General features: G+C 73.3%; 12 protein-coding genes and 1 pseudogene. 11 read left to right on the forward strand and 2 right to left on the reverse strand.

Annotated features, from left to right (window positions below):
- The first annotated feature begins 54 nt into the window (after window positions 1-54).
- Window positions 55-624, forward strand: a complete 570-nt coding sequence (locus AB0P35_RS13875; RefSeq protein WP_363510258.1) for a GNAT family protein — start codon at window positions 55-57, stop codon at window positions 622-624.
- 40 nt (window positions 625-664) lie between these two features.
- Here the strand turns inward: AB0P35_RS13875 and AB0P35_RS13880 are convergent, their stop codons facing one another.
- Window positions 665-1,258: a hypothetical protein gene (locus tag AB0P35_RS13880; RefSeq protein WP_363510260.1), complete on the reverse strand. Its 594-nt coding sequence runs from the start codon at window positions 1,256-1,258 to the stop codon at window positions 665-667.
- A gap of 309 nt (window positions 1,259-1,567) precedes the next feature.
- Here AB0P35_RS13880 and AB0P35_RS13885 point away from each other — a divergent pair, with 309 nt between their 5' ends.
- From AB0P35_RS13885 to AB0P35_RS13900, 4 genes are all read left to right on the forward strand, one after another.
- A complete protein-coding gene (locus AB0P35_RS13885) occupies window positions 1,568-2,716 on the forward strand; it encodes a methyltransferase (protein ID WP_363510262.1) in 1,149 nt (382 codons plus the stop codon).
- 127 nt (window positions 2,717-2,843) lie between these two features.
- Window positions 2,844-3,308 (forward strand): SRPBCC family protein, encoded by a 465-nt coding sequence (locus AB0P35_RS13890; RefSeq protein WP_095871995.1) that lies wholly within the window; start codon window positions 2,844-2,846, stop codon window positions 3,306-3,308.
- Window positions 3,305-3,643, forward strand: a complete 339-nt coding sequence (locus AB0P35_RS13895) for a metalloregulator ArsR/SmtB family transcription factor (RefSeq protein ID WP_363510264.1) — start codon at window positions 3,305-3,307, stop codon at window positions 3,641-3,643. Before AB0P35_RS13890 ends, AB0P35_RS13895 begins: the two co-directional genes overlap by 4 nt.
- Window positions 3,644-3,738: 95 nt before the next feature.
- A complete protein-coding gene (locus AB0P35_RS13900) occupies window positions 3,739-4,179 on the forward strand; it encodes an SRPBCC domain-containing protein (protein WP_095871993.1) in 441 nt (146 codons plus the stop codon).
- Window positions 4,180-4,237: 58 nt separating this feature from the next.
- Here the strand turns inward: AB0P35_RS13900 and AB0P35_RS13905 are convergent.
- Window positions 4,238-5,456, reverse strand: a pseudogene (locus tag AB0P35_RS13905) (beta-ketoacyl-ACP synthase II).
- A 262-nt stretch (window positions 5,457-5,718) separates the two neighbouring features.
- Between AB0P35_RS13905 and argC the strand changes: the two are divergent.
- The 6 genes from argC to AB0P35_RS13935 all read left to right on the forward strand — a co-directional run bounded on the left by argC (window position 5,719) and on the right by AB0P35_RS13935 (window position 12,106).
- Window positions 5,719-6,747 carry an N-acetyl-gamma-glutamyl-phosphate reductase gene (gene argC, locus AB0P35_RS13910; RefSeq protein WP_095871991.1) on the forward strand — a complete coding sequence of 343 codons (1,029 nt, stop codon included), beginning with the start codon at window positions 5,719-5,721 and terminating at the stop codon, window positions 6,745-6,747.
- Between the two features lie 26 nt (window positions 6,748-6,773).
- Window positions 6,774-7,928 carry a bifunctional glutamate N-acetyltransferase/amino-acid acetyltransferase ArgJ gene (gene argJ, locus AB0P35_RS13915; protein WP_363510304.1) on the forward strand — a complete coding sequence of 385 codons (1,155 nt, stop codon included), beginning with the start codon at window positions 6,774-6,776 and terminating at the stop codon, window positions 7,926-7,928.
- A gap of 19 nt (window positions 7,929-7,947) precedes the next feature.
- Window positions 7,948-8,880 (forward strand): acetylglutamate kinase, encoded by a 933-nt coding sequence (gene argB / locus AB0P35_RS13920; RefSeq protein ID WP_095871990.1) that lies wholly within the window; start codon window positions 7,948-7,950, stop codon window positions 8,878-8,880.
- Window positions 8,877-10,073 carry an acetylornithine transaminase gene (locus AB0P35_RS13925; protein ID WP_363510267.1) on the forward strand — a complete coding sequence of 399 codons (1,197 nt, stop codon included), beginning with the start codon at window positions 8,877-8,879 and terminating at the stop codon, window positions 10,071-10,073. The genes argB and AB0P35_RS13925 overlap by 4 nt, the downstream gene beginning before the upstream one ends.
- Before the next feature lie 23 nt (window positions 10,074-10,096).
- On the forward strand, window positions 10,097-10,645 hold the full coding sequence (locus tag AB0P35_RS13930; protein ID WP_095871988.1) for an arginine repressor: 549 nt from the start codon (window positions 10,097-10,099) through the stop codon (window positions 10,643-10,645).
- Between the two features lie 267 nt (window positions 10,646-10,912).
- Window positions 10,913-12,106 carry an argininosuccinate synthase gene (locus tag AB0P35_RS13935; protein ID WP_363510269.1) on the forward strand — a complete coding sequence of 398 codons (1,194 nt, stop codon included), beginning with the start codon at window positions 10,913-10,915 and terminating at the stop codon, window positions 12,104-12,106.
- The last annotated feature ends 5 nt before the right edge of the window (window positions 12,107-12,111 follow it).

The raw sequence follows: 12,111 nt of genomic DNA on the forward strand, positions 1-12,111 counted from the left end.
ACCACGCCCGGGAATTCCGTTGCCGGGCCACCGGCCGCCGCCGAGAATCGCGGGGTGACCGCCGACTTCGCCCACAAACCCGTCCTCACCGGCACCAAGGTGCAGCTGCGCCCCTTCCGCCCCGAGGATCTGCCCGAGATCACGGCCGCGCTGGACGACCCCGAGGTGATGCGGCTGACCGGCAGCACCGGGCAGCCGTCGATCGACGCCGACGGGCTCGTCCGCTGGTACACCTCCCGCAACGAGCAGTCGGACCGGCTCGACCTCGCCGTGGTCGACCTGGCGAGCGGCCGCTGCGTCGGCGAGGCCGTGCTGAACGAGTGGGACGAGCCCAATCGGAGCTGCAACTTCCGCACCCTGATCGGCCCGGCCGGCCGCGACCGCGGCCTCGGCACCGAGGCGCTGCGACTCCTCCTCGGCCACGCCTTCGACCGGCTCGGGCTGCACCGGATCGAGTTGGAGGTGTTCGCGTTCAACCCGCGCGCCCGGCGGGTCTACGAGAAGGTCGGCTTCGTCGTGGAGGGCGTCCGGCGCGAGGCGCTGCGGGACGGCGACGAGTGGGTCGACGCCACCGTGATGTCCGTGCTGGCCGACGAGTGGGCCCGGCACCGCGGGCGGCCCTGACCGCTCACCGTGCCCGAGCGGCGCCGTCGGCGGCCGGCGGTCAGCGGCGGTGCGGACGCTCGCCCGGGTCGTCCGGCAGGTCGAAGACGTGCTCGCCGTCCGCGGCCCGCACCACGACCCGGTCCGGGCCGTCCCAGCGGCCGTCCACCGGACCGCCCGCCGCCGGGCCGTGCTCGAAGACGCCCAGCAGCCAGCGCCGGGCGGACCAGCCGGCGCCGGTCTCCACCTCGACCGACCAGCACGGGCCGACCGCGTGGCGCACCACCGAGAGCAGCCGGTCCGCCCGGCCGGGCGCCGCGACGGTCAGCACCGTGTGCTGCCGCGGCGGTTCGGCCGTGTCCAGCGCCCCGATCAGCACCCGCAGCACCAGGATCCCGGTGAACAGCACCACCGGAGCCGTGAACAGGCCCCGGCCCGGTCGGTGCGGTGCGAGGAACAGCGCCACCACCAGCAGGACGGCGGCCGCGCCGAGCATCGGCACCGGACGGTCCAGCAGCTCCGACACCCGGATCCGGCCGCCCGACCGGTCCGACCAGACCCCGGCCGCGTACCCCGCGACCAGCAGCACCGCCGCCCCGGCCGCCGACCCCGCCGGGCGCCATCCGCGCCCGGCACCCAGCCCCGCCGAAGCCACCGTGATCCCCCGAAACTGCGGCGCCCCCCGGCGCCGCTTCGCCGCAGGCTAACACCGCACCGCCCGCTCTCCGTCGGCGCCCACCACCGCCGGCACGGGTCGACGCGCCGTCAACGGCCGGGGAGCCGTCGCCGAATGACGGTCCGGCGGTCACCGGGGCCCGGCACAGCCGCTCCACCCGGTGGTACGGAGGCGGCTCGACCGGAGGTCGTGCCGTCCGCGAGGAGGTCAGGGAGGACCCGACAGCGGCGCCGCAAGCGTCGCAGCCCCGCCGGAGCAGGCCCGCAGGTCGGATAGCCTGGGTGGACGATGAACCGCTTGAGCACGCCGTGGGGCGAGATCGACCTCACCCGCTTCCCCGAGGACCCCCGCGACCGGCTGCGCGCCTGGGACGCCGCCGACGACTACCTGCTGCGACACCTGGCGGAGAGCGGAACCGACCTGACCGGCCGGATCGCCGTCGTCGGCGACCGCTGGGGGGCGCTGGCCACCGCGCTGGCCGAGCACCACCCCGTGCAGATCGGCGACTCCTGGCTGGGCCGGCAGGCCACCCTCGCCAACCTCGCCCGCAACCGGGCCGAGCACGCGGACGCCGTCCGGCTGCTGTCCACCCGCGACACCCCGCCGGACCGGGTCGACGTGCTGCTCGTCCGGGTGCCCAAGAGCCTCGCCCTGCTGGAGGACCAGCTGCACCGGCTCGCCCCGGCCGTCCACGAGGGCACCATCGTCGTCGGCACCGGCATGGTCACCGAGATCCACACCTCGACGCTCTCGCTCTTCGAGTCCGTCCTCGGCCCGACCCGCACCTCGCTCGCCGTCCGCAAGGCCCGCCTGATCCACTGCACGCCGGATCCCGCGATCGCCCGCACCGGCAGCCCCTGGCCGCAGACCTACCGGCTGCCGGAGGACATCGGTGCGGCCGCCGGGCGGCCCGTCCACAACCACGCCGGGATCTTCTGCGCCGACCGCCTGGACATCGGCACCCGCTTCCTGCTGAACCACCTGCCGGAGCGGCGCGGCCCGGAGACGGTGGTCGACCTCGGCTGCGGCAACGGCGTCGTCGGCACCGCGGCCGCCCTCGCCAACCCGGCGGCCGAGGTGGTCTTCCTGGACGAGTCGTACCAGGCCGTGGCCTCCGCCGAGGCCACCTTCCGGGCCAACCTCGGCCCCGACGCCCCGGCCCGCTTCGAGGCCGGCGACGGCATGGCCGCCGTCGCCCCCGGCAGCGTCGACCTGGTCCTGAACAACCCGCCGTTCCACAGCCACCAGGCACTCACCGACGCGACCGCCTGGCGGATGTTCACCGGTGCCCGCCGGGCCCTGCGGCCGGGCGGCGAGCTCTGGGTGATCGGCAACCGCCACCTCGGCTACCACGTCAAGCTCCGCCGCCTGTTCGGCAACTGCCGCACGGTGGCGAGCGACCCGAAGTTCGTCCTGCTGCGCGCCGTGAAGAACTGACCCCGCGTCCTGCGGCGCTCCGCCCGCCCGGCCCGGGCGGCATCTCGCGCAACTCTTGGTTGCACATCCCGGGCGACGGGTCTACCGTTATATGCAACCAAAGGTTGCGTGACGGCGGAGGTGTCCGATGGAGTACGGCAGCATCGAGCGGGAGATCCACATCGGAGCCGCACCCGAGGTGGTCTACGAAGTCCTCAGCACGCCCGAGCACCTGCGCGAGTGGTGGCCGGACGAGGCGGACCTGAAGCCGGTGCCCGGCGCCCTCGGGGTGATCGTGTTCGGCGACGGCTCGACCCCCGACGCGAAGGTCGAACGGCTCACGGTGGTCGAGGCGGACCCGCCCCGCCGGTTCTCCTTCCGCTGGGTGTACGACGAGGGCGAGGCCGCCACACCGGCCAACTCGCTCCTGGTGACCTTCGACCTGGTTCCGTCGGGCGCCGGCACGCTGCTGCGCTTCTCCGAGACGGGCTTCCGGGAGAAGGGCTGGGAGGCGGCCGTACTGGAGGAGTGCTACCGCGACCACGTCTCCGGCTGGGACCACTTCCTTCCCCGCCTCACGGCCTACGTCGCCCGGCTGGTGTCGACCCCATGAACGCCGCCGTCGACGACGACCTGTGGTCGGCCGTGGGGGATCCCACCCGGCGGCGGATGCTCGACCTGCTGCTGGCCGACGGCGGCGGTACGGCGACGACGCTGAGCGAGCGGCTGCCCGTCACCCGGCAGGCGGTCGCCAAGCACCTCACCGTGCTCGACCGGGTCGGGCTGGTCCATGCCGCGCCGGCCGGCCGTGAGCGCCGCTACGAGGTGGACGAGGCCCAACTCGCCCGCGCGGTAGCGCAACTGTCCTCCGTCGGGGCCGCCTGGGATGCCCGGCTCAGCCGCATCAAGCGGATCGCCGAAGCCCTCCAGCGCGGCCGGGAGGACTGACCCGAACGAAAGCCGTGCCGCCGCAGCCGCGGCGGCGCCGACCCGACCTGCCCGCACCCGCGGGCGCCCGGACAAGGAAGAGAAGAGGTGTCGAGATGGCCGACATCCTGCACAGAATCGGAGTCCTGTCGTCCCCCGACGACGTCTACGCCGCCCTGACCACGGTCGAGGGCCTGGCGAACTGGTGGACGGAGGACACCGACGGCGACGGCGCCCCCGGCGGCGTGCTCCGGTTCCGCTTCGAGCCCGGCGGGTTCGACATGAAGGTCCTCGAAGCCCGGCCCGGCCGGCGGGTGCTCTGGGAGGTCGTCGACGGCCCCGCCGAGTGGATCGGCACGCAGGTCGGCTTCGACCTCAAGCAGGAGGACGGCTTCACGATCGTGCTGTTCCGGCACGAGGGGTGGCGGGAGCCGGTGGAATTCATGTACCACTGCAGCACCAAGTGGGCGACCTTCCTGATGAGCCTCAAGCAGCTGCTCGAAACCGGCACGGGTGCCCCCGCGCCGCGCGATGTCAGGATCAGCAACTGGCACTGACGCCCTGGCGGTGCCCGTGGGCCGGCTGCCGGCCCACGGGCACCGTGCCGTGGTCGCGTCAGACGCCCGTGAACACCAGCGAGACGTTGTGGCCGCCGAAGCCGAAGGCGTTGCCGAGGGCCGCGTTGTACCGGCCCGGCCGCGGGCCGCCGGTGACGACGTCCAGCTTCACCTCCGGGTCGGGCTCGTCGAGGTTCAGGGTCGCCGGGACGACACCGTCCCGCACCGACAGGACGGCCGCGACGGCGCCCAGTGCCCCGGCCGCACCGAAGAGATGGCCGGTCATCGACTTGATCGCGGTGACCGCCGGGTGGGTGCCGACCGCCTCGGCGACCGACCGCGCCTCCGCGAGGTCGCCCAGCGGGGTGGACGTCGCGTGGGCGTGCACCAGGTCCACCTCCAGTGTGGAGAGGCCGGCCGCGGCCAGGGCCCGCCGCATCGCCCGGACCTGGCCCTCCGGGTGGGCGGCGGTGATGTGGTGGGCGTCCGAGGTGACGGCGGCGCCGGCGAGCGCCGCGTACGGACGGGCCGCGCGGGCGGCCGCGAAACCGGCCCGCTCCAGGACGACCACGGCCGCGCCCTCGCCGATGACGAAGCCGTCCCGTCCGGTGTCGAACGGCCGGGAGGCCGCGGCGGGTGCGTCGTTGCGGGTGGAGTGCGCCTTCGCCTGGGCGAAACCGGCCAGGGTGAGCGGGCAGATGCAGGCCTCGGCGCCGCCGGCCACCACCACGTCGGCCCGGCCGAGCCGGATCAGGTCGAGCCCGAGGGCGATCGCCTCCGCTCCGGAGGCGCAGGCGCTGACCGGGGCGTGGGCGCCGCCGCGGGCGCCGAGGTCGATGCTCACCCAGGCCGCCGGGCCGTTGGCCATCAGCATCGGCACCGTGTGCGGGGAGACCCGGCGCACGCCGGCCGCCTCCAGCACGTCGTCCTGCCCGAGCATGGTCAGTGCCCCGCCGGTACCCGTCCCGACGACCACGGCCAGCCGTTCCGGATCGACCTCCGGGCGGCCGGCGTCCGCCCAGGCCTCCCGGGCGGCGACCAGCGCCACCTGCTCGCAGCGGTCCGTCCTCCGGGCCTGCACCCGGTCCAGCAGCCCGGCGGGCTCCACCGCGAGCCGCCCGGCGATCCGCACCGGCAGCCCGGCCGCCCACTCCTCCTCGATCGCGGTGACCCCGGACGCTCCGGCCAGCATCGCCGCCCAGGTCGAGGGGGTGTCCCCGCCGAGCGGGGTGGTGGCCCCCCAGGCCGGTGACCACGACATCGGTCGGTGTACTCACTGGTGAACTCCCTTGTGGAAGGAACACAATCCCGTGCCCGCCGCAGCCGTGCCGCCGGTCGGGCCCGATTGTCACTCTGCCAGCCATCTGACGCTCATTCGGGCACGGTCGGCCACCATGTCGGGCGTGGGAACATTGGAGGGTTCCGACGATTGGCGGCCCGGTCCGGCGGGGATCGGGCAGGCTGGTCCCGGGACGTCCGGAGCTCCTTGCATGAATGTTCCGAGGTGCGTATATTCATGCTGAACCAAGGAGGAACGCCATGGCATTGCGAGTCGCCGTCGCCGGAGCGAGCGGGTACGCGGGCGGTGAGGTGCTGCGCCTGCTGCTCGGGCACCCGGAGGTCGAGATCGGGGCGCTGACCGGCGGCTCCAACGCGGGGGCGGTCTTCGGCACCCTGCAGCCGCACCTGCTGCCGCTGGCCGACCGCGTGCTCGAGCCCACCACCCCCGAGGTGCTGGCCGGGCACGACGTGGTCTTCCTCGGGCTGCCGCACGGCCAGTCCGCCGCCGTCGCCGAAGCGCTCGGCGAGGACGTGCTGGTCGTCGACTGCGGCGCCGACTTCCGGCTGAAGGACGCCGCGACCTGGGAGCGGTTCTACGGCTCCGCGCACGCCGGCACCTGGCCCTACGGCCTGCCCGAGCTGCCGGGCCACCGCGCCGCGCTCAAGGGCACCAAGCGGATCGCCGTCCCCGGCTGCTACCCGACGGCCGTCTCCCTCGCGCTCTTCCCCGCCTACGCGGCGAAGCTGGTCGAGCCGGAGGCCGTGGTCGTCGCCGCCTCCGGCACCTCGGGGGCCGGCAAGGCGGTCAAGCCGCACCTGCTCGGCAGCGAGGTGATGGGCTCGATGAGCCCGTACGGCGTCGGCGGCGTGCACCGCCACACCCCGGAGATGGCGCAGAACCTCGGCCCGGTGGCCGGCGAGGACGTCACCGTCTCCTTCACGCCCACGCTCGCACCGATGCCCCGCGGCATCCTCGCCACCTGCAGCGCCAAGGCGAAGCCCGGCACCACCGCGGAGTCGCTGCGTGCCGCCTACCGCGAGGCCTTCGCGGGCGAGACCTTCGTCCACCTGCTGCCCGAGGGCCAGTGGCCGCAGACCAGTTCGGTGTACGGCTCGAACGCCGCCCTCGTCCAGGTCGCGCTGGACGAGCACGCCGGGCGGGTGATCGCGATCAGCGCGATCGACAACCTGGTGAAGGGCACCGCGGGCGGCGCGGTGCAGTCCATGAACATCGCCCTCGGCCTGCCCGAGGAGCTCGGCCTCCCGCTGAACGGAGTCGCACCGTGAGCCAGCCCGTGACGGACCATCAGAACATCGGCGTGACGGCGGCGAAGGGCTTCCGAGCGGCCGGCGTCACGGCCGGCATCAAGGCCTCCGGCACCCCCGACGTCGCACTCGTCGTCAACGACGGCCCGCAGTTCGCCGCGGCGGGCGTCTTCACCTCCAACCGGGTCAAGGCCGCGCCGGTGCTCTGGTCGGAGCAGGTGCTGAAGACCGGCTCGCTGACCGCGGTCGTCCTCAACTCCGGCGGCGCCAACGCCTGCACCGGCCCCGAAGGCTTCCAGGACACCCATGCCACCGCCGAGAAGGTCGCCGCCGAGCTGAACACCGGCGCGATCGAGGTCGCGGTCTGCTCCACCGGCCTGATCGGCGTCCGGCTGCCGATGGACCTGCTGCTGCCCGGCGTCGAGCAGGCCGTGAAGGCGCTCAGCGAGGACGGCGGCGAGGCCGCCGCGATCGCCATCAAGACCACCGACACCGTGCACAAGACCGCGCAGGTCACCGGCCCGGCCGGCTGGACGGTCGGCGGCATGGCCAAGGGCGCGGGCATGCTCGCCCCGGGCCTGGCCACCATGCTCGTCGTGGTGACCACCGACGCCGCGGTGGAGAGCGAGGCGCTGGACGCCGCACTGCGCGGCGCCACCCGCACCACCTTCGACCGGGTCGACTCCGACGGCTGCATGTCCACCAACGACACCGTGCTGCTGCTCGCCTCCGGCGCCTCCGGCGTCACCCCGGACGCGGCCGAGTTCGCCGAGGCCGTCCGCACCGTCTGCGCCGACCTCGCCCGGCAGCTGATCGGCGACGCCGAGGGCGCCTCCAAGGACATCCGGATCGACGTCACCGGCGCGGCCACCGAGGACGAGGCCGTCGAGGTCGCCCGCACCGTCGCCCGCAACAACCTGCTCAAGTGCGCCATCCACGGCGAGGACCCGAACTGGGGCCGGGTGCTGGCCGCGATCGGCACCACCTCCGCCGCCTTCGAGCCGGACGCACTGGACGTCGCCATCAACGGGGTCTGGGTGTGCCGCGCCGGCAGCGTCGGCGAGGACCGCGACCTGGTCGACATGGCCGGCCGCGAGGTCGTCATCACCGCGAACCTCAACGCCGGCGACGCCGCCGCGACGGTGTGGACCAACGACCTCACCGCCGACTACGTGCACGAGAACAGTGCCTACTCGACCTGATCCCGGGGGACAAGAGACCGTGAAGATCGCACCCAAGGGTGAACAGGCCCGCAGCAACGCCGCGCTGCCGAAGGCCCGCACCCTCATCGAGGCGCTCCCGTGGCTGGAGCGCTTCCACGGCAAGACCGTCGTGATCAAGTTCGGCGGCAACGCCATGGTCGACGAGGACCTCAAGGCCGCGTTCGCGCAGGACGTGGTCTTCCTGCGCTACGCGGGCCTGAACCCGGTGGTCGTGCACGGCGGCGGCCCGCAGATCAACGCCCAGCTCGACAAGCTGGGCCTGGAGTCCTCGTTCACCGCGGGCCTGCGGGTCACCACCCCGGAGACCATGGACGTCGTCCGGATGGTGCTCGCCGGGCAGGTCCAGCGCGAGCTGGTCGGGCTGCTCAACGGGCACGGCCCGTTCGCGGTCGGCATGACCGGCGAGGACGCGCACACCATGACGGCCGTCAAGCGGTACGCCGTGGTCGACGGCGAGCAGGTCGACATCGGCCTGGTCGGCGACATCGTCAACATCGAGGCCGGCGCCGTGAAGGCGCTGATCGGCGACGGCCGCATCCCGGTGATCTCCTCGATCGCCCGCGGCGCCGACGGCCACGTCTACAACATCAACGCCGACACCGCCGCGGCCGCGCTCGCGGTCGCGCTCGGCGCGGAGATGCTCGTCGTGCTCACCGACGTCGAGGGCCTCTACAAGGACTGGCCGAACTCCGACGACGTGATCAGCCAGCTCACCGCGTCCGAGCTGGAGGAGATGCTGCCGTCGCTGGCGACCGGCATGCTCCCCAAGATGGAGGGCTGCCTGCGGGCCGTCCGCTCCGGCGTGGGCACCGCCCGCGTGCTGGACGGGCGGGTGCAGCACAGCCTGCTGCTGGAGATCTTCACCGACGAGGGCGTCGGCACCATGGTCGTGCCCGACGACGAACCGACCGTACTCGGGGGCCTGGCATGAGCAACACCGACCTCACCCAGCGCTGGCAGCACGCGCTGATGGACAACTACGGCACCCCGCGGATCCCGCTGGTCCGCGGCGAGGGCGCCAAGGTGTGGGACGCCGACGGCCGGGAGTACCTCGACCTGGTCGGCGGCATCGCCGTCAACGCGCTGGGCACCGCCCACCCGGCCGTGGTGGAGGCCGTCACCCGGCAGATCGGCACCCTCGGCCACGTCTCCAACCTCTTCATGGCCGAGCCGACCGTGAAGCTCGCGGAGAAGCTGCTGGAACTCTTCGGCCGCCCGGGCCGGGTCTTCTTCTGCAACTCCGGCGCCGAGGCCAACGAGGCCGCCTTCAAGATCAGCCGGCTGACCGGCCGCACCCACCTGGTCTCGCTGCAGGGCGCCTTCCACGGCCGGACGATGGGCGCCCTCGCGCTCACCGCCCAGCCCGCCAAGCAGGAGCCGTTCAAGCCGCTGCCCGGCGACGTCAGCCACGTGCCGTTCGGTGACATCGAGGCGCTGCGGGCCGCCGTCACCACCGAGACCGCCGCCGTCTTCCTGGAGCCGATCCAGGGCGAGAACGGCGCGATCCCGCTGCCCGAGGGCTACCTGCGGGCCGCCCGGGAGATCACCCGCGCCACCGGCACCCTGCTGGTCCTGGACGAGATCCAGACCGGCGTCGGCCGTACCGGCCACTGGTTCGCCCACCAGGCGTACGAGGGCGTCGAGCCGGACATCGTCACCCTCGCCAAGGGCCTCGGCGGCGGCCTGCCGATCGGTGCCGCGGTCGCCTTCGGCCCGACCGCCGACCTGCTCCACCCCGGCCAGCACGGCACCACCTTCGGCGGCAACCCGGTCGTCGCCGCGGCCGGCCTCGCCGTTCTGGAGACGATCGCGGCCGAGGGCCTGCTGGAGCACGTCCGCAAGATCGGCGACAAGCTGCGGCACGGCATCGAGGCGATCGGCGACCCGCTGGTGAGCCACGTCCGCGGCGCCGGCCTGCTGCTCGGCATCGTGCTGACCGAGCCGGTCTCCGCCCGGGTGCAGGCCGCCGCCCAGCAGGCCGGCTTCCTGGTGAACGCCGCGGTGCCGGACGCCGTCCGGCTCGTGCCGCCGCTGGTGCTGACCGAGCAGGAGGCGGACTCCTTCCTCGCGGCGCTCCCCGGCATCCTCCGGTCGGTGCGGGAAGCCCCCGACGCGAACAGCTGACCGGAGTCCGGGAGAATCGTCACATGACCGCACCCCAGTCCGACCAGCCCGCCTCCGGGGCGACGCCGCAGGTCCCGCAGACCCGCACCGCGCGCCACCGGCGGATCGTGGACCTGTTGACCCGTCAGCCCGTCCGCTCGCAGAGCCAGCTCGCCAAGCTGCTCGCCGACGACGGACTGGTCGTCACCCAGGCCACCCTGTCGCGGGATCTGGACGAGCTGGGCGCGGTGAAGATCCGCAACCGGGACGGCGCGCTGATCTACGCGGTGCCGGCCGAGGGCGGCGACCGCACGCCCCGCGCGCCGATGGGGGAGTCCGCCAGCGAGGCCAGGATGGCCCGGCTGGCGGGCGAGCTCATGGTCTCCGCGACGGCCTCCGGCAACCTGGTCGTGCTGCGCACCCCGCCGGGTGCGGCGCAGTTCCTCGCCTCGGCGATCGACGCCGCCGAGACCTACGAGATCATCGGCACGATCGCCGGCGACGACACGGTGCTGCTGATCAGCCGTGACCCGGCGGGCGGCCAGGCGCTGGCCGACCACCTGATGCAGCTGGCCCAGGCCAAGGCCCAGTAGCAGCGCGCCTCAGGCACCTCCCGCACCACCCCGGTGACCGCACGGTCGCCGGGGTGGTGTGCGTTTCGGCGTATTCCGTGTGCAGCGTGGCGCCGGGACGGTCGTTGACCCGGCCCGGGGGCGGGCCTACCTTGGCCGCGAGCCCGGCCGGAGGCGGCCCGCGTTTTGAAATCCATACGCGGTAGTGCATACTTATGCCTATCGCCGCATGGGAGTCGCCCCGCAGTGGGCTCCGCCCTGTTCGTACCGTCTGTGAAGGAGAAAGCCGTGACCGAGCGCGTCGTACTCGCCTACTCGGGCGGTCTTGACACGTCCGTCTGCATCGGCTGGATCGCCGAGGAGACCGGTGCCGAGGTCATCGCCGTCGCCGTCGACGTCGGCCAGGGCGGCGAGGACCTGGACGTCATCCGCCAGCGCGCGCTGGACTGCGGCGCCGTCGAGGCCGAGGTGGCGGACGCCCGCACCGAGTTCGCCGACGAGTACTGCCTGCCGGCCGTCAAGGCCAACGCCCTCTACCAGGGTGAGTACCCGCTGGTCTCCGCGCTGTCCCGGCCGGTGATCGTCAAGCACCTGGTCGCCGCCGCGCAGAAGCACGGCGCCACCACCGTCGCCCACGGCTGCACCGGCAAGGGCAACGACCAGGTCCGCTTCGAGGTCGGCATCAACTCGCTCGCCCCGAGCCTCAAGTGCATCGCCCCGGTCCGCGACTACGCGATGACCCGCGACAAGGCGATCGCCTTCGCCGAGGCCAAGGGCCTGCCGATCGCGACCACCAAGAAGTCGCCGTACTCGATCGACCAGAACGTCTTCGGCCGCGCCGTCGAGACGGGCTTCCTCGAGGACATCTGGAACGCTCCGATCGAGGACGTCTACGAGTACACCCAGAACCCGGCCACCCCGCGCGAGGCGGACGAGGTCGTCATCACCTTCGAGGCCGGCGTGCCGGTCGCGATCGACGGCCGCAAGGTCACCGTCCTGCAGGCCATCGAGGAGCTGAACAAGCGGGCCGGTGCCCAGGGCGTCGGCCGCCTCGACATGGTCGAGGACCGCCTCGTCGGCATCAAGTCCCGCGAGATCTACGAGGCCCCCGGCGCGATCGCCCTGATCACCGCCCACCAGGCCCTGGAGAACGTCACCGTCGAGCGCGAGCTGGCCCGCTACAAGCGGCAGGTCGAGCAGCGCTGGGCCGAGCTCGTCTACGACGGCCTCTGGTTCTCCCCGCTCAAGCGCGCCCTGGACGGCTTCGTCAACGAGGCCAACCAGCACGTCTCCGGCGAGATCCGGATGGTGCTGCACGGCGGCCGCGCCGTGGTCAACGGCCGCAAGTCGGACCGGTCGCTGTACGACTTCAACCTCGCCACCTACGACACCGGCGACACCTTCGACCAGTCGATGTCCAAGGGCTTCATCGAGATCTTCGGCATGTCCTCGAAGATCGCCGCCCGCCGCGACCTCGCCTGAGCCGC

This window comes from Kitasatospora sp. NPDC085879 (assembly GCF_040686255.1).
GTDB lineage: Bacteria > Actinomycetota > Actinomycetes > Streptomycetales > Streptomycetaceae > Kitasatospora.